28 protein-coding genes are annotated in these 21,275 nt (G+C 70.7%); 16 read left to right on the top strand and 12 right to left on the bottom strand.

Annotated features, from left to right (window positions below; translation table 11 throughout):
* Positions 1-81 precede the first annotated feature (81 nt).
* Together WG923_RS24460 and WG923_RS24455 are read left to right on the top strand one after the other, a co-directional pair.
* Complete coding sequence (locus WG923_RS24460) at positions 82-978, top strand: ion transporter (protein WP_340353622.1); 897 nt, start codon at positions 82-84, stop codon at positions 976-978.
* A 29-nt stretch (positions 979-1,007) separates the two neighbouring features.
* Positions 1,008-1,247, top strand: coding sequence for a hypothetical protein (locus WG923_RS24455; RefSeq protein WP_340353621.1), 240 nt, complete (start codon positions 1,008-1,010; stop codon positions 1,245-1,247).
* On the opposite strand, the gene WG923_RS24450 is transcribed toward WG923_RS24455, so the two are convergent.
* Positions 1,248-1,634: a DUF488 domain-containing protein gene (locus WG923_RS24450; protein ID WP_340353620.1), complete on the bottom strand. Its 387-nt coding sequence runs from the start codon at positions 1,632-1,634 to the stop codon at positions 1,248-1,250.
* 19 nt (positions 1,635-1,653) lie between these two features.
* Positions 1,654-1,962 (bottom strand): putative quinol monooxygenase, encoded by a 309-nt coding sequence (locus WG923_RS24445; protein WP_340353619.1) that lies wholly within the window; start codon positions 1,960-1,962, stop codon positions 1,654-1,656.
* Between the two features lie 110 nt (positions 1,963-2,072).
* Here WG923_RS24445 and WG923_RS24440 point away from each other — a divergent pair, with 110 nt between their 5' ends.
* The 3 genes from WG923_RS24440 to WG923_RS24430 are packed head-to-tail and all read left to right on the top strand — an operon-like array spanning position 2,073 to position 4,395.
* Positions 2,073-3,038 carry a GlxA family transcriptional regulator gene (locus WG923_RS24440; protein WP_340353618.1) on the top strand — a complete coding sequence of 322 codons (966 nt, stop codon included), beginning with the start codon at positions 2,073-2,075 and terminating at the stop codon, positions 3,036-3,038.
* 35 nt (positions 3,039-3,073) lie between these two features.
* Positions 3,074-3,340, top strand: a complete 267-nt coding sequence (locus tag WG923_RS24435; protein WP_340353617.1) for a YciI family protein — start codon at positions 3,074-3,076, stop codon at positions 3,338-3,340.
* A gap of 50 nt (positions 3,341-3,390) precedes the next feature.
* A complete protein-coding gene (locus WG923_RS24430; RefSeq protein WP_445322973.1) occupies positions 3,391-4,395 on the top strand; it encodes an LLM class flavin-dependent oxidoreductase in 1,005 nt (334 codons plus the stop codon).
* Between the two features lie 13 nt (positions 4,396-4,408).
* Here WG923_RS24430 and WG923_RS24425 read toward each other — a convergent pair whose 3' ends face one another.
* Positions 4,409-4,843 carry a response regulator gene (locus WG923_RS24425; RefSeq protein WP_340353616.1) on the bottom strand — a complete coding sequence of 145 codons (435 nt, stop codon included), beginning with the start codon at positions 4,841-4,843 and terminating at the stop codon, positions 4,409-4,411.
* A 63-nt stretch (positions 4,844-4,906) separates the two neighbouring features.
* On the opposite strand from WG923_RS24425, the gene WG923_RS24420 reads away from it, so the two are divergent.
* The 5 genes from WG923_RS24420 to WG923_RS24400 all read left to right on the top strand — a co-directional run bounded on the left by WG923_RS24420 (position 4,907) and on the right by WG923_RS24400 (position 8,909).
* The gene (locus WG923_RS24420) at positions 4,907-5,929 is read left to right on the top strand and encodes a methionine synthase (RefSeq protein WP_340353615.1); all 1,023 of its coding nucleotides are present in this window, start codon (positions 4,907-4,909) and stop codon (positions 5,927-5,929) included.
* Between the two features lie 113 nt (positions 5,930-6,042).
* Complete coding sequence (locus WG923_RS24415; protein ID WP_340353614.1) at positions 6,043-6,453, top strand: hypothetical protein; 411 nt, start codon at positions 6,043-6,045, stop codon at positions 6,451-6,453.
* 8 nt (positions 6,454-6,461) lie between these two features.
* Positions 6,462-7,709 carry an ergothioneine biosynthesis protein EgtB gene (egtB, locus tag WG923_RS24410; RefSeq protein ID WP_340353613.1) on the top strand — a complete coding sequence of 416 codons (1,248 nt, stop codon included), beginning with the start codon at positions 6,462-6,464 and terminating at the stop codon, positions 7,707-7,709.
* Positions 7,699-8,631 (top strand): L-histidine N(alpha)-methyltransferase, encoded by a 933-nt coding sequence (gene egtD, locus WG923_RS24405; protein WP_340353612.1) that lies wholly within the window; start codon positions 7,699-7,701, stop codon positions 8,629-8,631. Before egtB ends, egtD begins: the two co-directional genes overlap by 11 nt.
* Positions 8,628-8,909, top strand: coding sequence for a DUF427 domain-containing protein (locus tag WG923_RS24400; protein ID WP_340353611.1), 282 nt, complete (start codon positions 8,628-8,630; stop codon positions 8,907-8,909). The genes egtD and WG923_RS24400 overlap by 4 nt, the downstream gene beginning before the upstream one ends.
* Before the next feature lie 21 nt (positions 8,910-8,930).
* On the opposite strand, the gene WG923_RS24395 is transcribed toward WG923_RS24400, so the two are convergent.
* Together WG923_RS24395 and WG923_RS24390 are read right to left on the bottom strand one after the other, a co-directional pair.
* Complete coding sequence (locus tag WG923_RS24395; protein ID WP_340353610.1) at positions 8,931-9,233, bottom strand: hypothetical protein; 303 nt, start codon at positions 9,231-9,233, stop codon at positions 8,931-8,933.
* Positions 9,234-9,392: 159 nt separating this feature from the next.
* On the bottom strand, positions 9,393-9,755 hold the full coding sequence (locus WG923_RS24390; RefSeq protein ID WP_340353609.1) for a DUF4148 domain-containing protein: 363 nt from the start codon (positions 9,753-9,755) through the stop codon (positions 9,393-9,395).
* A gap of 113 nt (positions 9,756-9,868) precedes the next feature.
* On the opposite strand from WG923_RS24390, the gene WG923_RS24385 reads away from it, so the two are divergent.
* Positions 9,869-10,801, top strand: a complete 933-nt coding sequence (locus tag WG923_RS24385; protein ID WP_340353608.1) for a LysR family transcriptional regulator — start codon at positions 9,869-9,871, stop codon at positions 10,799-10,801.
* A 24-nt stretch (positions 10,802-10,825) separates the two neighbouring features.
* Here WG923_RS24385 and WG923_RS24380 read toward each other — a convergent pair whose 3' ends face one another.
* From WG923_RS24380 to WG923_RS24360, 5 genes are all read right to left on the bottom strand, one after another.
* A complete protein-coding gene (locus WG923_RS24380) occupies positions 10,826-11,137 on the bottom strand; it encodes a hypothetical protein (RefSeq protein ID WP_340353607.1) in 312 nt (103 codons plus the stop codon).
* 246 nt (positions 11,138-11,383) lie between these two features.
* Entirely contained in the window at positions 11,384-12,301 is a 918-nt protein-coding gene (locus WG923_RS24375; RefSeq protein ID WP_340353606.1) for a DMT family transporter, read from the bottom strand.
* Complete coding sequence (locus WG923_RS24370; RefSeq protein ID WP_340353605.1) at positions 12,298-12,708, bottom strand: hypothetical protein; 411 nt, start codon at positions 12,706-12,708, stop codon at positions 12,298-12,300. Before WG923_RS24370 ends, WG923_RS24375 begins: the two co-directional genes overlap by 4 nt.
* A gap of 58 nt (positions 12,709-12,766) precedes the next feature.
* Positions 12,767-13,444: a hypothetical protein gene (locus WG923_RS24365; RefSeq protein ID WP_340353604.1), complete on the bottom strand. Its 678-nt coding sequence runs from the start codon at positions 13,442-13,444 to the stop codon at positions 12,767-12,769.
* Between the two features lie 9 nt (positions 13,445-13,453).
* Positions 13,454-13,675: a hypothetical protein gene (locus WG923_RS24360; protein ID WP_340353603.1), complete on the bottom strand. Its 222-nt coding sequence runs from the start codon at positions 13,673-13,675 to the stop codon at positions 13,454-13,456.
* A gap of 110 nt (positions 13,676-13,785) precedes the next feature.
* On the opposite strand from WG923_RS24360, the gene WG923_RS24355 reads away from it, so the two are divergent.
* Positions 13,786-15,747, top strand: a complete 1,962-nt coding sequence (locus WG923_RS24355) for a PAS domain-containing sensor histidine kinase (protein ID WP_340353602.1) — start codon at positions 13,786-13,788, stop codon at positions 15,745-15,747.
* Here WG923_RS24355 and WG923_RS24350 read toward each other — a convergent pair whose 3' ends face one another.
* Positions 15,748-16,632 (bottom strand): hypothetical protein, encoded by an 885-nt coding sequence (locus tag WG923_RS24350; protein ID WP_340353601.1) that lies wholly within the window; start codon positions 16,630-16,632, stop codon positions 15,748-15,750. It abuts the gene before it with no gap.
* Positions 16,633-16,939: 307 nt separating this feature from the next.
* On the opposite strand from WG923_RS24350, the gene WG923_RS24345 reads away from it, so the two are divergent.
* Positions 16,940-17,359, top strand: coding sequence for a VOC family protein (locus WG923_RS24345; RefSeq protein ID WP_340353600.1), 420 nt, complete (start codon positions 16,940-16,942; stop codon positions 17,357-17,359).
* Positions 17,360-17,466: 107 nt separating this feature from the next.
* Positions 17,467-17,844 carry a hypothetical protein gene (locus WG923_RS24340; protein ID WP_340353599.1) on the top strand — a complete coding sequence of 126 codons (378 nt, stop codon included), beginning with the start codon at positions 17,467-17,469 and terminating at the stop codon, positions 17,842-17,844.
* A gap of 89 nt (positions 17,845-17,933) precedes the next feature.
* Here the strand turns inward: WG923_RS24340 and WG923_RS24335 are convergent, their stop codons facing one another.
* Positions 17,934-18,629 (bottom strand): B3/B4 domain-containing protein, encoded by a 696-nt coding sequence (locus WG923_RS24335; RefSeq protein ID WP_340353598.1) that lies wholly within the window; start codon positions 18,627-18,629, stop codon positions 17,934-17,936.
* Between the two features lie 99 nt (positions 18,630-18,728).
* On the opposite strand from WG923_RS24335, the gene WG923_RS24330 reads away from it, so the two are divergent.
* Positions 18,729-19,946, top strand: coding sequence for a bactofilin family protein (locus WG923_RS24330; protein WP_340353597.1), 1,218 nt, complete (start codon positions 18,729-18,731; stop codon positions 19,944-19,946).
* Positions 19,947-20,075: 129 nt separating this feature from the next.
* Positions 20,076-21,227, top strand: coding sequence for an aminotransferase class V-fold PLP-dependent enzyme (locus WG923_RS24325; RefSeq protein WP_340353596.1), 1,152 nt, complete (start codon positions 20,076-20,078; stop codon positions 21,225-21,227).
* Positions 21,228-21,275: the final 48 nt, after the last annotated feature.

Raw genomic sequence — 21,275 nt, 5'->3', positions numbered from 1 at the left:
GCTGCCCGAAGGCGCTCGCCCCCGCCGCTTGCGGAGGGGGGAGGCGGAGCACGCAGTGCGGAGCCTGGGGGAGGCTTTCCAATGAAGCTCGCCGGCTCCGACGCGCAAGCGGAACTGGGCAAGCCGGCGGGCGGCTGGCGCCGGCGCGCGTTCGAGATCATCTTCGAGTCGGACACGCCGGAAGGCCGCTTCTTCGACAAGTGCATCATCGTCGCGATCCTCGTGAGCGTGGCGGTGGTGATCGTCGACAGCGTGCCTTCCTTCCGCAGCCGCCACCGCGACGCCTTCGACGTTGCCGAGTGGTTCTTCACCGCCCTGTTCACGGTCGAATACCTCGCGCGCATCGTGAGCGTGCAGCGGCCCTGGCGCTACGTGCGCAGCTTCTTCGGCATCGTGGACCTGCTGTCGGTGCTGCCGACGTACCTGGCCATCTTCCTGCCGGAGACGCATGCGCTGATCGACGTGCGGATCCTGCGGCTGCTGCGGATCTTCCGGATCTTCAAGCTGACCGACTACGTGGAGGAGTACCAGATGCTGGCGGAGGCCCTCGCGGCGAGCCGGCGCAAGATCCTGGTGTTCCTGTCCGCGGTGCTGATGGTGGTGCTGATCCTCGGCACGCTGCTGTACGTGGTGGAGGGGCCGGAGCACGGATTCAAGGACATCCCGACCTCGGTGTACTGGGCCGTCACGACGATCACGACCGTCGGCTTCGGCGACATCACGCCCAAGACGGATGCGGGACGCTTCATCGCCTCGGTGATGATGCTGATCGGCTGGGGCACCCTGGCGGTGCCGACCGGCATCGTCACCGCCGAGATGACGGTGCGGCGGCTGCCCCCCGCCACGCCGCCGCGCGTGTGCGAGAACTGCGGCGTGGGCGGCCATGCGGGAGATGCGCGCTACTGCCGGCTGTGCGCGGCGCCGCTCGTCCAGCCGCCTCGGGAAAACGCGCAGTCGCCGCCACCGGGCCTGCGCTAACGTGGCGTCCCTTTTTCGAGGAGACCCCCATGCGCCAATCGCTCGTCCTCATCGCCGGCGCCGTCCTGGCCGCGTCCGCCTGGGCCCACAACTGCCCGAACGAGATGAAGGCCATCGACGCCAAGCTCGCGACCAAGCCCAGTCTCTCGAAGGAGCAGATGGAGAAGGTCACCAAGCTGCGCAAGGAGGGCGAGGAGGCCCACAAGGCCGGCAAGCACGATGCGTCGATGAAGGAGCTGACGGAGGCGAAGAAGATCCTGGGGATCTGATCAGGCGATCTCGGCCCCGCGCTGCGCGAGCAGCTCGCGCAGCACCGAGCGGTGGCAGTGCTGCTCGTCCTCGCAGTAGCAGCCCACGGCCAGCGAAGTCTGGTGCGACAGCGCCGCCAGCAGGTCCAGCACGCGGCTGGCCTCCGGCTGGTTCATCTCGGCCTGGTACTTGCGCTTGAACGCCGCCCATTCCTTGTCGGTCCGGGCGGCGCGGCCTTGCGCCATCAGGTCGGCACTCGGTGCCAGGTTCGGCAGCCAGGTGTCGTAGTAGTCGCGGCTGGCGAACTCCTCCTTCGGTACGCCGCGCGGCGGCCGCCGCACCGTGCCCAGCCGCAGCCCTTCGCCGGGCGCGCGCGGGGTTCCGAGCTGGACGATGCGGATGGGCATGCGGCGAAGCGTAGCAGGATCAGGTGGCGCCGGTGTTCTTCAGCCCCAGCACGTCGATGCGTTCGATCGAGGGCGGCTTGCTGAACAGCTCGTCCGCCTTGGCCATCAGCGCCTGCGCGATCGGGCCTTCCAGGTGGTTGGTCACCCCCTGCTGGTCGTGGAAGGCGTCGAACACGCCGAAGGTGCTGGGGGACAGGCGCAGCGCGAACCAGATCGGCGTGGTGGCTTCCTCCTGCGCTATGCGCAGGCCGGCCTGCAGGAACGCGGCGACCTGGTCTTCCTTGCCGGGCCTGGCTTCGAGCCGAACGAAGAGGGCATGCTTGATCATGGAGAGCTCCTTGGGGCTATCGCCACGTTGGCGACGGGGAGGACTCTAGGCCGTGCAGGCCTCGCGCGGAACGGTCAGAATGGACTCGTTTCATAGCGATCCTGCCAACCATGAACATCGCCGTGCTGGCGCTCGACGGCGCCTTCGATACCGGGCTCGCGGCCGTGATGGACGCCTTCACGACCGCCAACGAGCTGGCGCAGATGCAGGGCCTGGGCTCCCTGCGTTTCGATGCGCGCATGGTGGGCGTGCGCCGGCGCGTGCGCACCGCGCAGGGCATGCAGGTGCCCGTGCTCGCCGCGGATGCCATCGCCGCGCCCGACTGGGTCGTGGTGCCCGCCATCGGCACCAAGATGCCCGCGCCGCTGCAGCAGGCGCTGCGCCGGCCCGACGTGCGCGATGCGGCCGCAGCGCTGCGCGCGTGGCACGCCGGCGGCGCGCGCATCGCGGCGGCGTGCATCGGCACCTTCGTGCTCGCGGAGTCCGGCCTGCTCGATGGCCAGCGCGCCACCACCACCTGGTGGCTCGCGCCGCTGTTCCGCCAGCGCTATCCGCGCGTGCTGCTCGACCAGTCGCGCATGGTGGTGGGCTCGGGGCCGTTCCTCACCGCCGGCGCGGCGCTGGGGCACATGGACATGGCGCTGGCCCTGGTGCGGCAGGCCAGCCCGGAGCTGGCGGCGACGACGGCGCGCTACCTGGTGGTGGATGCGCGGGCCTCGCAGTCGGCCTATGCCATCGCCGACCACCTGGCGCACAGCGATCCGCTGGTCGAGCGCTTCGAGGCCTGGGCGCGGCACCGCCTCGATGCGGGCTTCTCGCTCGACGACGCGGCCAGCGCCCTGGCGACCAGCAAGCGCACGCTGGCGCGCCGCATGAACGACGTGCTGGGCAAGTCGCCGCTGTCGTACTTCCAGGACCTGCGGGTGGAGCGCGCCGTGCACCTGCTCAAGACCAGCAGCGTGAACCTCGACCGCATCGCGGAGCAGGTGGGCTATGCCGACGGCGTCACGCTCGGCACGCTGCTGCGCCGGCGCCTGGGCAAGGGCGTGCGGGAGATCCGCGGCACGCGTGCCTGAAGGCCGCTATCCTGCACGCAGCCTGCGGAGGAACCATGAAGGTGCTGATGTTCTACGAACTGGCCGAGGACGGCCTCGCCAGGGTGCCGGCCCACATGGCCAACCACCAGGCGCGGCTGCGCGAGTTCCACGGTCGCGGCGTGCTGCTGATGGCGGGCCCCTACGGCACGCCGCCGGTGGGCGCGCTGGGCGTGTTCACTTCGCGCGCGGCCGCCGAGGAATTCGCGCGCGACGATCCGTTCATGCTCAATGGCGTGGTGGGACGCTGCACGATCCATGACTGGAACGAGGGCCTCGCATGAGGCCTGCAGCGGCGGCGCAGCCGCAACGAGGGCTCGCGTAGGTGACGGGCTTGCTGCGTCTTTCCGTCCTCGACCAATCCGTCGCCGGCGCCGGCCGGGCGCAGGACGAGTCCATCCGCAACACCGTGGCCCTGGCCGAGCACTGCGAGCGCCTGGGCTACGAGCGCTTCTGGCTGAGCGAACACCACGGCCTACCCACCATCGTCGGCAGCGCGCCCGAGGTGCTGATGGCCGCCGTGGCGGTGCGCACTTCGCGCATCCGCATCGGCAGTGCGGGCGTGATGCTGCCGCACTATTCGGCGTTCAAGGTGGCCGAGCAGTTCCGCGTGCTCGATGCGCTGGCACCCGGGCGCATCGACCTCGGCGTCGGCCGTGCGCCCGGCACCGACCACCGCACCTCGATGCTGCTCAACCCGGACCCGCGCGCCGCGGACCGTTTCCCGCAGCAGGTGCGGGAGCTGCACGCGTGGGTGAGCGGCGAGGAGCTTCCCGAAGGCCATGCCGGGCGCGGCGTCCAGGCCTTCCCGCGCGGCGCCACCGCGCCGCAGCTCTGGATGCTGGGCAGCTCCGGCTACGGCGCGCAGCTCGCCGGCCATTTCGGCATGCCGTATTCGTTCGCGCACTTCATCACCGACGGCGAGGGCTGCGCCGAGGCGCTGGACCTGTACCGCCACACCTTCAAGCCGGGCCTGATCGAACGGCCGTACGCCAACGTGTGCGTATGGGCGCTGGCCGCCGACACGCAGGAAGAGGCCTGGCGCCTGTTCGCCAGCCGCGAGCGCGCGCGTGTCGATCGCCAGACCGGCCGCTTCGGTGCCCTGCTGCCGCCCGAGCAGGCGGTGCGTCCCTACACCGAGGCCGAGGAGGCGTTCCGGCAGGGCCTGCGCAGCCGCGCGATGGTGGGCACCGGCGAGCAGGTGGTGCAAAGGCTGCGCGCGCTCGCCAACGCGCTTGCGATCGACGAACTGGTGGTGATCACCTGGACCTGGGACCCGCACGCGCAGCGCAGGTCGTACGAACTGATCGCGCGCGCCGCGGGCTTGCAGGCGGGCTGATCGGTCCGCCGCCTCAGGCCGCCTCGTCCCAGTCCTCGTCGTCTTCGACTATGCCCAGCGTGGCGGCGACGATCTCGCGCAGCTCCTCGGTGCTGGCCATCTTGGAGATGGTGGGGTATTCGCCGAACACGCCGGCCAGGTCCGGTGCTTCTTCCGGCGAGACGAGCGCGGTGAGGTAGATCAGCGGGATCTCCGCCGTGCAGGGCTCCTGCGAGAGCGCGAAGGCGACCTCGTCGCCCTGCATGCCGGGCATGTGGATGTCGCACAGGATCACGCCGGGCTTTTCCTCGCAGGCGCAGGCCACGGCGCGCCGCGGCTCGGTGAGTCCGACCACGCGGAAGTCGTGCCCCAGGCGGCTGGCGATCGCCCAGGCGACGGCCTCGTCGTCGTCGATGACCAGCACGCAAGGCTTGGCTTTCTCCGGGTCGGGCAGGGCGCGCAAGGGCATGGCGGCAGAATCGGCGTTTGCTGCGATCATAGGCCCACCGAAGAGCTATTGCGAGGAGACCGAATGTTCCCCACCACGATTGCCGGCAGCCTGCCCAAACCCGGCTGGCTGGCCGAAACCCACAAGCTCTGGCCGCAATGGCGCGCCGAGGGCCAGGAGCTGCGCGAAGCCAAGGGCGACGCGACCCTGCTCTGGATCAAGGCCCAGGAAGACGCGGGCCTGGACATCGTCACGGACGGCGAGCAGTCGCGCCAGCACTTCGTGCACGGCTTCCTGGAGCAGGTGGAAGGCATCGACTTCGCGCACAAGGTGGAGATGGGCATCCGCGCCGACCGGTACAAGGCGATGGTGCCGCAGGTGGTGGCGCCGCTGCGGCTGAAGGGGCGCGTGCACGCCTTCGAGGCGCGGCTGGCGCGGGCGCATACCAAGCGCAAGCTGAAGTTCACTTTGCCGGGGCCCATGACGATCGTCGATACGGTGGCCGACCGCCACTACGGCGACCGGGTGAAGATGGCCTTCGCGTTCGCCGAGCTCCTGAACCAGGAAGCCCTCGCGCTGCAGGCCGACGGTGTGGACATCATCCAGTTCGACGAGCCGGCCTTCAACGTCTATATGGCGGATGCGGCCGAGTGGGGCGTCCAGGCGCTCGAGCGCGCCGCGCAGGGGCTGACGTGCAAGACCGCCGTGCACATCTGCTACGGCTACGGCATCGAGGCCAACGTGAAGTGGAAGAACGCGCTGGGCGACGAGTGGCGCCAGTACGAACAGGTGTTCCCCGCCCTCGCGGCGAGCAGCATCGACCAGGTGAGCCTGGAGTGCTACCACTCGCACGTGCCGCCCGACCTGATGGCGCTGCTCGAGGGCAAGGACGTGATGGTCGGCGTGATCGACGTGGCGAGCGACGTGGTGGAAACGCCCGAGCAGGTGGCCGACACCATCGGCCGCGCACTGCAGTTCGTCGCCCGCGAGCGCCTGTTTCCGTGCACCAACTGCGGCATGGCGCCGATGGACCGGGAGATCGCCCAGAAGAAGCTGGAAGCGCTGGGCAAGGGGGCCCAGCTGGCGCGCGAGCGTTACGGCAAGTAGCCACTCACCAGCTTGGCGTCGGACAACGCCCTACGCAGCCCATCGCGGTTTCCTACATTGCCTTTCCACCCGGCATGGGTAGAAACGCAACCGTAGGGACTCCGGGAGATCACATGGATTCGCGTGCCAGGCCTTTCCGGCAGTTTGCCGCCCTCGCCTTCGGGTGCGCGGCGTTCGCGGCGGTGGCGCAGGACCCCGCCGAATACCGCAACGTGACGGCGGGGGGCAGCCTGCGCCCCGGCATCTATGGCCGCATCGCGGTGCGCGGCAACGCGGCGCCGCCACCGGTGATCTATCCGCAGCCGCTGCTGGCCAACGGCTCCATCGAGCGCGTGCGGCGCGAACCCGTCTACCTGTACGTGCCGCCGGGCCAGGTGCGCAAGTGGAAGCAGAACTGCGCCAAGTGGGCGGCCTGCGACGAGCCGGTGCTGTTCGTGCGCATCGACCAGAGCCCGAGCCGCTGGGGCGAATGGCGCCAGCGGCGCGACCAGCTCGCCGGGGACCCGCTCCACCACCCCCATTGACCGGCCGCATGCCCCTCAACCCCTTGCCCGCCCCCGCGCGGGATACGCGCGACAGCGTAGGCGCGCGCTACGCGCAAGTGCGCGCGCACAGCCTCGCGCTCGCGGCACCGCTCTCGGCCGAGGACCAGTGCGTGCAGTCGATGCCGGATGCGAGCCCGACCAAGTGGCACCTGGCGCATACCAGCTGGTTTTTCGAGGCCGTGGTGCTGGCGGCGCACGCGCCGGACTACCGTCCCTTCGATGCGCGCTTCAATCACCTGTTCAACTCCTACTACGAGTCGCTCGGCAGCCGGCACCCGCGCCCGCAGCGCGGGATGCTGACCCGCCCCTCGCTGGCCGAGGTGCATGCGTACCGCGCGCACGTCGACGAGGCGATGCAGGAGCTGATCGCGTCGGCCGGCGAGGAGCGCTGGCGCGAAGCGCATGCGCTCGTCGAGCTCGGGCTGCAGCACGAGCAGCAGCACCAGGAACTGATCCTCACCGACATCCTGCACGCGCTGTGGTGCAACCCGCTGCTGCCCGCCTGCGTGCCGCACGACGCGCCGACGCTGCGGCTGGCGCCGTCCCCGCTGCACTGGGTGCAGGGCCCGCAGGGTGCGGTCGCCGTCGGCCACGAGGGCGACGGATTCGCGTTCGACAACGAGACGCCGCGGCATCGCCAGTGGCTGCAGCCGTACCGCATCGCCGACCGGCTCGTGACCTGCGGCGAATTCGCCGAATTCATCGCCGACGGCGGTTACCGCACGCCCTCGCTGTGGCTGTCCGACGGCTGGGCGCAGGTGCAGGCGCAGCAGTGGCACGCGCCGCAGTACTGGCTCGCACCGGGGGACCCGCGCGCCGGCGCCGCGCAGTGGCAGGTGTTCGGGCTGCACGGCGTGCGTCCGCTCGACGCCGCCGCGCCGGTGACCCACGTGAGTTTCTACGAAGCGGCGGCCTATGCCGAATGGGCCGGCGCCCGCCTGCCGACGGAAGCCGAGTGGGAAGCGGCGGCCGCGTTGCCCGCCGTGCGCGAACTGCATGGCCGCGCCTGGCAGTGGACGCGCTCATCGTACGATCCCTATCCGGGCTATCGTCCGTGGACGGGCGCGATCGGCGAATACAACGGCAAGTTCATGGTCGGCCAGGTGGTGCTGCGCGGCAGCAGCGTCGCCACGCCGGCCGGGCATGCACGCGACACCTATCGCAATTTCTTTCCGCCGGTGGCACGCTGGCAATTCAGCGGGCTGCGGCTTGCCAAGGATGGGCATGACGACTGAGTTCGCGCGGGACATGGTGGCGGCCCTCTCGGCTCGCCCGCACCGCATCTCGCCCAAGTACTTCTACGACGCCGAAGGCTCGCGGCTGTTCGACCGCATCTGCGAACTGCCCGAGTACTACCCGACGCGCAAGGAACTGCAGATCCTCGAGCGCCACGTGGGCGAGATGGCGGCGCTGGCCGGGCGCGGCGCGGAGATCGTCGAGTTCGGCGCGGGGTCGCTGCGCAAGGTGCGGCTGCTGCTCGATGCCTTCGAGGCGCCGGCGCGCTACGTGCCGATCGACATTTCCGGCGAGCACCTGCGCGACGCCGCGGCCATCCTGCGGCGCGAATACCCCGGGCTGGAGGTGCGGCCGGTGATCGCCGATTACACCCAGGGCCTGCAACTGCCCGCGATGGGCGAGGGCAGGCGCATCGGCTTCTTCCCCGGCTCGACCATCGGCAACTTCACGCCGGAGGAGGCGCTGGCCTTCCTGGGCAGCGCCGCGGAACTGCTGCGCGGCGGCGCGCTCTTGCTGGGCGTGGACCTGGTGAAGGACCCGCAGGTGCTGCACGCGGCGTACAACGATGCCGAGGGCGTGACGGCCGCCTTCAACCTGAACCTGCTGGCGCGGGCGAACCGCGAGCTCGGCACGAATTTCCAGTTGCGCCAGTTCGCGCACTACGCCTTCTACAACGCGCCGCTGCAGCGCATCGAGATGCACCTGATCAGCCGCGTGCGGCAGGCCATCGCGCTGGCCGGCGAGCACTTCGTGCTGGAGGAGGGCGAGACGCTGCACACCGAGAACTCGTACAAGTTCACCATGACGGGCGTGCGGGCGCTGGCGCAGCGCGCCGGCTTCCGGCCCGGGCCGGTGTGGACGGATGCGGATGGCCTGTTCGGCGTGCACTGGCTGCACGCCCCTGCAAGGAGCGAACCATGAAAGCGACGTGGAACGGCGTGACCATCGCGGAGAGCGACGACACCGTGGTGGTCGAGGGCAACCACTACTTCCCCGCCAGCGCGCTCAGGCGCGACTACGTGACCTTCAGCAACCACCACACGAGCTGCCCCTGGAAGGGCGAGGCGAGCTACTACTCGCTGCTCGTCAACGGCGAGCTGAACCCCGACGCCGTCTGGTACTACGCCGATCCGAAGCCGGAGGCGCAGATGATCAAGGACCGGGTGGCGTTCTGGAAGGGCGTGAAGGTCGAGGCCTGAGGGCAGGCCCCGAAGGCTTCGTCAGGCGGCCAGGCGGTCGCCGGACTTCTTCGCCTCCTGGCGCTCGTAGGCCGCCAGGCAGCGCGCCTGGGTGACCTCCACCGCGTTGACCAGGAAGTCGACGGTGTAGGCGCGCAGCAGGTGCGGCTGCTCCTGTTCCACCCACGACTTGACGCCGGCCCGCCCGTAGCGGCGGATGGCCGCGAAGGTCGCGGGGTCCCAGTGCCAGTTCAGGTCCAGCAGGTGGAAGGCCGCGTTGTACGCGTGGCGTTGCGCTTCGGATTCGGCGTCGGTGGCCGCGGGGGCCTGCAGGTGGTGCAACACGATCCATCTCCTTCAAGTGTTTGCCTGGAAGGAAATGTAGGCACGCGCAGCGATAAAGGATAGTTAAAGTATTTGATGCGAACCATCAACTCGAGGTGATGATTCGCATCGGGGAGAGAGGGGTGCGCGCGGCACGCGGGCCGCGCGGGGCGCAGGCGCTTATTGCGCGTTGACGGGGCTGCCGGCCAGGTGGCGCACGTCGGTGGTGACGGTGCGGCGGGCCAGGTAGGCGGAGCCGCTGTCTTCGCGCGTCATCGCGGCCACGGCGTCGCGGCTGGCGACGTATTCCGCGGTCACTTCGGCGCGGGTGCGGCCGCCCTGGAACGACTTCAGCGGGTTGTACGAGGTGGACCAGGGGTTCACGCCGGACTGCTTGTAGCTGGCCAGCTGGGCCTGCACTTCGGCGCGCGTCGCCTTGGAGGCGGTGGAGGCGGCGAACTGGCCGGACGGATCCGCATCGTCGGCATGGGCGGCGAAGGCGGCGAGGGACAGGGCGGCGACGAGGAGGGCGGAGCGGTTCATGGTGGGTCCTTTCGGGTGTGCGTTGGCGATGAAGAGACTGTATTCCTCCGTCTGTACGCAAAAAAGACCGTCACTGGCAATCAACCATTGCGCAGAATGTAATAATCGGCCGCATGGACAGGTTGCAGTCGATGAGGGTGTTCCAGCAGGTGGTGGACGAAGGCGGCTTCGCGGCGGCGGCCCGCAAGCTGGACCTGACGCCCGCCGCCGTGACGCGGCTGGTCAACGACCTGGAGAAGCACCTGGGCGTGCGCCTGTTGCAGCGGACGACGCGGCGGCTGGCGCTCACGCCTGCGGGCGAGGTCTACCTGAACCGGCTGCGGTCCATCCTGGGCGACATCGACGACGCCGACGCGATGGCGCACGCGCACAGCCGCGAGATGAGCGGCACCGTGCGCGTGCTGGCGCTGCCCGTGGTGGCCACGCACATCATCGCGCCCGCGATCGCCGACTTCCAGCGGCTGTATCCGGAAATCGTGCTGGAACTGCACGTGCAGGACGCGGTGGAGGCGAACGTGGAGGAGTACGACCTGACCGTGCTCAATGGCCTGTCTCCCGTGCCCTCCAGCGCGATCGTGCGCACCATCGTCGCGAGCCAGGCGGTGTTCTGCGCGGCACCCGCCTACCTCGAACGCTTCGGCGAGCCGCGCTCACCCGAGGAACTGGGAGCGCACCGGTGCCTGCGCCTGCGCTCGCCGGGCACGCGCCTGCGCGCGATGACGCTGATCGATCCCACGCAGCAGGACCGCACGCTCGAAATCGAGGTGCCGGTGGTCGTGCACGCCAACCACACGGACACGCTGCTGCGCGCCACCGTGCACGGGGCCGGCATCAGCAGCCAGCCGGTGGACCTGATTGCGCCGCTGCTGAAAAGCGGGCACTTGAAGCGCGTGCTGGCGCCGTGGATCACCAATCGCCTGAGCCTCATCGTGGCGATGCCGAGCCGCAAGTACATGCCGGCGCGCACGCGGGCCTTCGTGGATCACCTGGTGGAGCACACGCGGCATGCGATGTCCGGCCTGGGCATGCCGGAGCCGGGCGTGTGAAGGAGGCTGGTTGCGTGAAGAAGGCTAGTGCGTCGGCACGAGCCGCAAGCCGACCCACGCCGCGCCGATCACGGCGTTGATCGGCACGCTCAGCGCGCAGGGTACGTAGAACAGCACCGAGAACGCCGGTGCGTGCAACAGCGATTCGACCGCGATGCCCAGGCCGTAGAAGAACAGGCCGCACCACATCCACCGGCGCAGGTAGGTCGGCAGCCAGCGGGCCTGGTCGCGGTTGTGGCGCCAGGCAGCGGCGCGCTCCAGCAGGTTGCCGCGGTTGACATCCTTGAAGAGCCAGCCGAAGAAGAAATAGCGGTACAGCAGCGTGCCGAAGGTCATGTTCGTAGTCACCCGTTGCCGGAGCATGACCCCGCCACGACCGGCTGGGAACATGTTGCCCTGTTGTAGCTTGACGGCCCGTGCGTGTCCATGCCCCCTTGGCGTAGGACCCCCGCGAAGGTGTGCCGCGATTGACGATCCTCAAGCGCCCTGGCCGGCCGTCGCGGCCCGGCGTTGAAAGGCGCTGGCATCGGTCTGCGGGTAGCGCACGGCGTGTCCGGTGCCGAAGTGCCGCGCGGGCGCCGCCTAGCGCTGCATCCCGAGGGCGAGCAGGCCGATCACGACGAGCGCCAGCCCGCGCTGCTCGGAGCGGGCGAGCTTCTCGCGCAGCAGCCTGCGCGAGACGAGGTAGCTGAACACCACTTCCACCATGCCGAGCGTGCGCACGTTGGCCGCGGTGGTGAGCGCGAAGGCGGTGAACCAGCCGATGGAGGCCAGCGCGCCCGCGGCACCGGCGACCGTGGAGATCCGCCACGCCGTGGCGGTCGCCCGCAGCGAGTGCGGCGCACGCCATGCCAGCCAGCCTCCCAGCAGCACGGTCTGGATCGTCTGCGCCAGCAGGACGCCCCAGCCTCCCGCGAGCCATGCGGAGCTTTCCGGCAGTTGCAGGGCCGCGCCGCGATAGCCCACCGCCGACAACGCGAAGCCCGCGCCGGAGGCCAGGCCGTACCACGCCGCGCGGCTGGTCCAGGCGCCGCCTTCCACCGCGCCGGGCTTCTGCGGCAGCGAGAGCATCACGACGCCGGCGGTCGCCAGCGCGATGGCCACCAGGGTCCACCCGCCGGGCAGTTCACGCAGGAACACCGAGCCGAAGAGAGCCACCTGCAGGGCATCGGTCTTGGAATACGCCACCCCGACGACGAAGTTGCGCTGCTTCATCGCGGAGAGCAGGAAAGCCGTCGCGGCGAGCTGCCCCAGCGCGCCGAGGAGCAGCCAGCCGAAATACGGCAGCCGGAAGTGCGGCAGCGGCGCCGCGGTCGCCGGCACCAGGTGCAGCGTGGCGACCCACAGGGCCGCGAACGGGATGCCGTAGAGGAAGCGCGCCAGCGTGGCGCCGAGGGTGCCGGCCTGCGCCACCAGCGAGCGCTGGGCGGCGTTGCGCGCGGTCTGCGCCAGGGCCGCCCACAGCACGATGGGCAGCCACAGCCAGGCGGGCGGCGTCAATGCGTGCAGCTGCCGCCGACGGCGCGGGTGAAGGACTGGCCGGTGGTCAGCGCGAGCAGGCCGCTGGCGCCGATGATGCGCAGCTCGTTGCCCTGGGCCAGCAGTTCCATCGTGTGGTCACGCTGCGGGTCGGCGCGCAGCACCGGGCCTTCCATGCGGCCGGTCAGTTCGTGCACGCGGCCGCGCTTGATCAGCTTCGCTTCCACGCGCTGGTATTCCTGCGCGATCTCCAGCATGTAGTTGTGCAGCAGCCCGGAGCCGCACCACAGGCCCGCGACCATCACCGGCGCGCGCGCAGGCACGGCCTGCACGCCTTGCGATGCGGGCGAGGCGAGCGCAGCCGGAGACAGGGCGGCGCAGGCCAGCAGGCTGGTGGTGGCGACGATGGATCGGACGGTCGACAGCATGGCGCGCAAGATACCACCGCTCGAGCTGGAACGTGCCTCGGCGCGACGAAAAGGTGGCTCAGCGGTGGGGGCGTACGCGCGCGGTCCGCGCGCGCGCCGGACGGCGCAGGTACAGCGGGTCCGACCACGTGGCCAGCCACTGCGGCCGGTAGGCGACCAGCAGGCTCGCCACCGCGCAGGTCCACGAGGATTCGCCCATGGCGAGCAGCGCGATCGCCACGCGCTGCAGCTCGCCCGTGGCGCCGGTCAGGGCGTTGCCCAGGGATGCGCCCACCAGCGTGCAGACCGCCAGCGCCAGCATCGGCACGGCGAAGGCCCGTCCCAGCATGTACGCGACGGGGTTGGGGCCCAGCGCCTTGCGCACCGCGTGGCCCAGCAGCAGCACCAGCGTCGCGGGCAGCACGCCGCTCCAGACGGTGAGTTCGAGCGCATGGGGGAGCGTCGCCCCGTTGGTCAGCATGGTGGCGGCGCCGGCCACGGTCACGACCGGGATCGCCAGCGGCCACCCGATCATCAGCACCACCAGCGGCGCGCCCGACCAGTGCAGCGGGAACGGCAGGGCGGCCAGGCCCGGCCAGCTCCAGAGCCACGGCAGGATGGTGATGCTGGCGAGGAAGGGGGTGGCCAGCGGAACCCGTCCTTCGTACGGGCGCAGCAGCCGCCACGGGCGCACCAGCAACACCGCCGCCCAGGCGAGCGCCAGCAGGATCGCTTCGATGGCCACGCGCGAGACCACGCCGCCGCCTTACGCGCCGTCGACGCGGATCTTGCCTTCGCCCACGTAGCGATCGTATTCGTCGCGCGTGATGGCGGCGCTGCCCGCGTTGCCTTCGCCGTCGTTCCAGTGCAGGGTGACGCTCTCGTCGTCGGCCAGGTCGATGTCGACGCGGCCGTCCGGCACGGGCATCAGCACGCCGTCGCCGGCCCGGAAACAGACCTCTCCCCGGATCATCGCGTGTTGCGTCATGGGCGAACTCCCTCGTAAGTCGGGGCAGTGTCGGTGCCGGCCGGCGGGCCGCCCTGTCAGCGGATTGCCCGTGTTCTTGCGGGACAGCCGTCGCCTCTCGACAATGGGGCATGACGCCGTACGAAGGGCTCGCGCTGGGAGCAACGGCCGCGCTGGCCGCCACGCTGGTGCTCGCACTGCAGTTGTGGCGCCAGTCCCGCAGCCGCAAGCGCACCGAGGAGAGGTTCCGCCAGCTCTCCAACGCCGTCCCGCAGATCGTCTTCATGGCGGACCGGCGCGGCCAGGTGCAGTTCGTGAGCTACCGCTGGGTCGAGGTCACCGGCCTGCGCCGCCGCGAGGCGATGGGAGAGGGCTGGCAGCAGGCGGTGCACCCCGACGACCGCGCACCCCTGGTGCGCAAGCTGCGCGAGATGGTGCGCCGGGGCGAGGTGTTCGAGGTCGAACACCGCCTGCGCACCGCCGACGGCAGCTATCGCTGGCAGCTGCTGCGCGCCTCCCCGCTGGCGCAGGAAGGCGAGGCGGGTGTGTCCTGGCTCGGCACGGCGACAGACATCGACGCCCTGAAGCTCGCGCAGGAGCAGGCGCGCGAGCAGGCCGAGCGGCTGCGCATGGCCGGCCGCATGACGCGCACCGGCAGCTGGCGCGCCGACCTCGCCACGCAGCGCCTGGCACTCTCGGAGGAGGCCGCCGCCGTGCTGGACCTGCCGCCCGACGCCACGCCGACGCTGCAGGACGTGTTGGCCATGCTCACGCCGGAATCGCTGCCGCGCGCGAGCCAGGCCGTGAACGCCTGCGTGGAGCAGGGCGTGCCCTTCGACATCGAGGTCGAACTGGTCACGCCGACGCGCCGCCAGGTCTCCGTGCGCTCGATCGGCGAGCCCCTGCGCGACGAACACGGCAAGGTGGTCGCGCTCCAGGGCGCGCAGCAGGACATCACGCTGCGCACGCTGATGATGGAGGAGATCCGCCGCCTCAACGCGAGCCTGGAGGAGCGCATCGCGGAGCGCACCGCGCAGCTGGCGCGCCAGGAGGCCCTGTTCCGCACGCTGGCCGAGCAGGCGCCGCTGCCGTTCTGGACGGTCGATCCGGCCGGCGCCGTCACCTTCCTCAGCCGGGCGTGGTACGAGCTGGCGGGCGGCGCGCCGCCCGACTGGCACGGCGACAAGTGGATCGCGCTGATCCACCCGGACGACTTCCCGGCGGTGCAGCACAACTGGATCCGCAGCATGGTGACGGGCGAGCCCTACACCGGCACGCGCCGCATCCGCGCGCGCGACGGCAGCTACCACACCATGACCTACCGCGCGGTGACGGTGCGCGGCGAGGCCGGCGAGATCCTGTTCTGGGTCGGCGTCGACACCGACATCACCGACCTGATGGCCAACGAGGCGGCCCTGCGGCTGGCCAACACGCAGCTGGAGTCCTTCTCGTATTCCGTCTCGCACGACCTGCAGTCGCCGCTGCAGCGCGTGAGCTCCTACGCGCGCCTGCTGCAGCACGAACTGGCGCGCGCCCCGGAAGGCCGCGCCCGGCACTACCTGGCGCGCATCCAGGCCAACGCGGACACGATGACGCAGCTGATCGAGGGCCTGCTCGCGCTCGCCCACGTGTCCGAGGTGGAGATCATCCGCGCTGCGGTGAGCCTGAGCGACATGGCCACCGAGATCCTGCAGCGGCTGCAGGCCGAGGATCCGCAGCGCACCGTGGGCTGGCGGGTCGAGCCGGGGCTGTCGGTGATGGGCGACGTGCGCCTGATGCGTTCGGTGATGGAGAACCTGCTGGGCAACGCCTGGAAGTTCACCGCCCGCGAGAGCGCGCCCGAGATCGTGGTCGGCGGATCGAACGAGCGCGGCGAATACTGGGTACGCGACACCGGCTGCGGCTTCGACATGGCCTACGCCGACCGCCTGTTCGGCACCTTCCAGCGGCTGCATGCGGCCGACGAATACCCGGGCACCGGCATCGGCCTGGCGACGGTGGCGCGGGCCATCTCGCGCCAGGGCGGACGGATCTGGGCGCAGGCCGCGCCGGGGCAGGGCGCGACCTTCCGGTTCACGCTGCCGCCGGCGTGATCAGTGGCGCGAAGGCTTGAAGTCGAGCGCGGCGAAATCGGAAGGCCGCGGGCGCGCCTTCACGACGACGGGCGCGGGCAGCGGGATCTCGGTGGACGGTGCGTCCGGCTGCGGGGCCGCGATGCCGAACAAGATGCGCGACAGGCGCCCCGCGCGCCCGACCAGGAAGTTCGACAGCGCGCGCAGCAGGATCGCGCCGTCCATGGGGATCAGCGTCACCAGGCCGTGGCCCTCGACATAGCCGGGGTTCGCGCGCATGTAGAAGCGCGCGTTGACGCGGCGGCTGGCGCGCCAGCGTTCGCGTTCCTGTTCGGTCTCGCGGGTGATCCAGTTCACCCGCCGCACCATCGCATTGGCGGCGTCGACGCGCTCCAGGCCGAAGGTGTCGGCCAGTTCCTCCATCTGGCGCTGCACCTCGGGCGGCGTGGGCAGGTGGGGCTGTGGCCAGATCACGGGCGCGTAGTGCGACAGGAAGGTGTAGCTGCTCGGATGCGTGAGCGCGGCGAAGATGGACCACTGCCGGCGCGGCGCCTGCAGCCACAGGCTCAGCAGCCGCAGGCAGTTGTTGACCATGATGAGGTCGTGCCCGCGCCACTGCGGCAGCGTGCCGGCCTCCATGCGCACCACCGTGCTGGGACGTCCCTGCACGTCGAGCCGGAACACATGGGTGGCGTGGTAGCCCACGACCCGGCCCTCGTCGCTGCGCTTGACCCAGATCCAGGTGCGCCAGGCGGGCCGGTCGATCACGTAATGGCGGAAGCCCGCGAAGTCGAGGCCGCCGAAGATCTGCGCGTGCACGCCGAAGAGCTCACGGGCAAGGGCTTCGCGTGCCTTCTCGCCCAGCTCGTGGACGGCGTGGCAGGTGACTCGTGATAGCTTAGTCATTGATAGGCCTGTTGCTTACTGGAGCGAATTGCCACCGAGGGGCGTTGGGGTGGTCCGGAGCCGCGTTTCAGAGGAGGAACAGCGAATCTGCGGCGCCCTACAGCTCGTTACAAAGCTAGGTGTAACTGCAACAGAATGTTAAGACAAGTCCCGCCCGTCGGGGCAGGGCCGACTCCGATGGACGGTCGATCTGGCGTGGCGAACGGTCCACAATGCCGCGCCGGGCGCAGTCCTGTCGATTCCGGGCGGGCCGGATCGTCATGAGGTCAGGGCCCGGTCGTGCGGCCCACCACCCCAGGAGAAAGCCATGCCCGTTCTCGACACCTACCTCTTCTTCACCGGCCAGTGCGCCGAGGCGATGCGCTTCTACGAGCGCACGCTCGGCGGCAGGATCGAAATGGTGATGACCTATGGTCAGTCGCCGGAGCCGCAGCAATGCCCGGCCGGCGCCAAGGACCTCGTGATGCACGCCGCGATGAAGCTCGGCGACCGCACGCTGATGGCGTCGGACGTGCCGCCCTCGATGGGGCCCAAGCCGATGGCGGGGTTTTCGCTGTCGCTGGCCTACGAGACGACCGAGGAGGCGCGGCGCGTCTTCGATGCGCTGTCGCAGGGCGGCAGCGTCACCATGCCCATGACGAAGACCTTCTGGGCCGAGATCTTCGGCATGCTGGTCGACCGCTTCGGCACGGCGTGGATGGTGAGCGGCGGCGCGCGCGGGGCGTGATGCTTGCCACGCGCGCGCGGCCCGCTGTTGGCTGCACGCATCGCCGAAACGACTGGTAGCGGCTTTTCCCGCGCGGGCAGGCCAGCATGCCTGCGTTGGGAGGAGTCATGGCCGCAACTGCGCATCGATGGATCAAGGGCACGCTGCTCCTGCTGGCGGCGCTGGGCGCGTCGCAGGCCTTCGCGCAGGCCGAGGCGTACCGCTGCGGGCCGCACACGTACTCGCAGGTGCCTTGCAGCGGCGGGCGCGCCATCGGGATCACCCCGCACCGCGTCACCGACAAGTCGAAGGTGCCGCCGCAGGACCGCGCGGTGGCGGCCAAGCGCGCGGCGCTCAGCCCCGAGGAGCGCCAGGAGTGCCGGGCGCTGGATGTGCGCCTGCGCGAGGAACAGCGCATGCTGCGCGCCAAGGGCGAAGCCGCGACGCTGGAGGACGAGATGCCGCTGGTGGGGGTGAAGAAGCGGTTCCGCGAATTGCGGTGTTGAGGGGGGAGCGCTGGGGTTACCGAGGCTGCCGCCTCGGACTACGCTTCGCGCGCGACGCTCGGCCGGCGCTGCGCGCGCTCACCGCCAGCCTACAGATCGAATACAGGGTCGCCCGCTGAAAGGATCTTGGTGGTGGGCGTCGTGCCCCACACCTCGTGGACTGCCCCGGCGATCGCGCCGGCCAGCCGCGGCATGTCCTGCGCGGCGCCGGCATGCACGGCCTCCGCGACGATCAGCACTTCGCGCGTGCCCTCCCGCACCGCCGACAGGCCGCTCTGGCGATTCGTCCAGCGGCGCGCGTGCGCGTTGCCCTGCGCATCGACGAAGACGACTTCGCCCGGCTCGGGATGTTCGATCTCTCCGCCGAACGGGAGGTAGCGCTCGGTCCCGTCCGCGAGCCGCACCTGCAGCGATTCGTGGACCTGCGCCGTGTCGAAGGCCGCGACCGGCGTCGCGAAGGCCATCGAGAGCGCGTTGCACAGGTCGATCAGCGGGTGGATCCGCGACATCGCGCCTTCCTTGCGCAGGCGGCGCAGCAGCGACTCGGAGGCGCAGCGGTACTGCGTGGGCTTCAGGCCCATGCGCGAGAACACGCGGCGCCAGGCCTGCACCTGCGGCAGGTCCGACTCGCTGCCGGCGGCCTGCAGCCGCTGGCGCGCGATGTCCTCGTAGCGCGCGACGGCCGCCTCGGCCGCCGCATCGGCGCGGATGCCGCGCGCGGACAGCACGCCCGCCACGAGCTCGGGGTAGGCCGTCCAGATCGCGGGGTGGTGGCTGAATCGCATGGCGCGAGTGTGCCGGCCGCGCGGCGGCGCGTCCATGGAGTTGACGGCGCGCAAGCTCGGGCGGCGAGCGCCGCCTAGATTGGCAGCAGGAGGTTCCCCATGCAACGCCTCTTCGCCTGCTTCGCGCGCGGCGCGATGGCCGGGCTGGCCCTGTGCGCCGGCCTCGCGCTGCTTCCCTCGGTGACCTGCGCGCAGGACGTGCCGTCCGGCCCGCGGTCGCATCGCAACGTCTACCTCGCCGGCGGCGAGGTCCGGTCCGCTGTGCCGGTGCAGGGCGACTTCGTCGCGGCGGGCGGCCGCGTGCTGGTCGACCAGGCTGTGGGCGGCGACCTGCTGGCTGCCGGCGGGGCGGTGGAGGTGCGCGCGCCGGTCGCCGAGGATGCGCGCGTGGTGGGCGGCGACGTCACGCTGCGCAGCCGGGTGGGTGGCGAGCTGTTCGCCACCGGGGGCCATGTGGCGCTGGGCCCGGAAGCCAGCGTGGGCGGCCGGACCGCACTGTACGGCGGCACGGTCAGCATCGCCGGCCGGCTCGGTGGCGAACTCGAAGTCGCCGCGCAGAAGGTCACGCTCGACGGCGAGGTGCAGGGCGACGTCCGCATCAACGCCGAGGACATCGAGCTGGGCCCGGCCGCGCGCATCGGCGGCGGCCTGCGCTACGTCTCGGGCTCGGAGCTGAAGATGGCGCCGGGCGCGCGCATCGGCGGGGTGATCACGCACGACGCGGACGCGGCCGCGCAGGGTCGCGGCGGGCCCGCCGCGCATCGCGGGGCCGAAGGCTTCTTCCTGGCCGGGGGCGTGGTCTCCTATCTCGCCCTGCTCGCCTGCGCCGCCGTCTTCCTGCTGCTGGCGCCGGTGTTCGCCGCGCAGGCGCCGCGGCGCATCCAGGCGCACCCGTGGCGCGCGCTCGGCGCGGGCTTGCTGGCGCTCGTCGCCGTGCCGCTGCTGGCGGCGCTGCTGTTCATCACCGTGCTGGGGATCCCGCTCGGCATCGCGGTCATGGCGCTCTATCCCGTGCTGCTGCTGGCCGGCTTCGTCGTCGGCGTGCTGTTCCTGGGCGGACTGCTGCCGCCGGCACTGAAGCGCCCCGCGGCCACCGGCTTGCGGGGCACGCTGGTGTATTTCGCTCTGGCGCTGCTGATGGTGCTGCTGGTCGCGCGCGTGCCCTTCGCGGGCGCCCTGGCGATGGGACTGGTCAGCCTGGCGGGCCTGGGCGCCTGCCTGCTCGAGATCCACGCACGGCGCAAGGGCCCGCCGGCCGGCGCGCCCAGCGCCGAAGGCCCCAGCCTGCCGTTGGGCGATACGCCGCGCCACGCGTGAAAGGCGGCCGCCGGCGGGGCGGCGGCAAGCCCCGCGGGCGCCTCCGGGAAAGTGACCGCGGTCAAGAGGGGGGCCCCGCAGCGGGTGTTAAGCTGCCCGCTTTACATCCACCAACCGAGACAAACGCCCATGCCCGGACTGCTGCCCAACGTCGATCCCGAAGGCCTGCTCGAGTTCTCCGTCGTCTACACCGACCGCGCGCTGAATCACATGTCGCGCAGCTTCCAGGGCGTGATGAAGGACATCTCCTCGATCCTGAAGGAGGTCTACAACGCCCACTCGACCGCCCTCGTCCCCGGCAGCGGCACCTTCGGCATGGAATCGGTGGCCCGCCAGTTCGCGACCGGCAAGGACGTCCTCGTGCTGCGCAACGGCTGGTTCAGCTACCGCTGGACGCAGATCCACGAGACGGGCCGCATCCCGAAGAGCGAGACCGTGCTGAAGGCGCGCCGCCAGGGCAGTGGCCCGACCGCGCCGTGGGCGCCGGCGCCGATCGCCGAAGTCACCGCCGCGATCCGCGAGAAGAAGCCCGCGGTGGTGTTCGCTCCCCACGTCGAAACGGCCGCCGGCATCATCCTGCCCGACGACTACATGCGCGCCGTGGCCGATGCGGTGCATTCGGTGGGCGGCCTGTTCGTGCTGGATTGCATCGCCTCCGGCGCGATGTGGGTGGACATGAAGGCCGTCGGCGTCGACGTGCTGATCTCCGCGCCGCAGAAGGGCTGGAGCAGCTCGCCGTGCTGCGCGATGGTGATGTTCTCCGAGCGCGCCCGCAAGGCGATCGAGGAAACGGCCAGCACCAGCTTCTCGATGGACCTGAAGAAGTGGCTGCAGATCATGGAAGCGTACGAGGGCGGCGGCCACATGTACCACTCCACGATGCCGACCGACGCGCTGTTCCGCCTGGACCTGGCGATGAAGGAAACCAAGGCGCACGGCTTCGCCTGGGTGAAGGCCCAGCAGGAGGACCTGGGGCGCAAGGTGCGCGCGCTGTTCGAGGGCCGCGGCCTGCCCAGCGTGGCGGCCGAGGGTTTCAAGGCGCCCGGCGTGGTGGTGAGCTACACGACCGACCCGGAGATCCAGTCCAGCCGGAAATTCCTCAACGAGGGCCTGCAGACGGCCGCCGGCGTGCCGCTGCAGTGCGACGAAGGCAGCGACTTCAAGACCTTCCGCATCGGCCTGTTCGGCCTGGAGAAGTGGGTGCACGTGGACCGCTCGGTCGGCCACCTGCGCGACGCGCTGGATCGGCTGGGCGTGGTCGCGCCGGCCAAGGCGGCCTGATAGACCCGTCATTCCCGGGCTTCCGGAAAAAGCGGCCGCGAGGCCGCT

Source organism: Ramlibacter sp. AN1133 (genome assembly GCF_037890035.1).
Classification (GTDB): domain Bacteria; phylum Pseudomonadota; class Gammaproteobacteria; order Burkholderiales; family Burkholderiaceae_C; genus Ramlibacter.
Note: the sequence above shows the minus strand (reverse complement) of the source record. Positions and strands in the feature narration are given on the sequence as shown.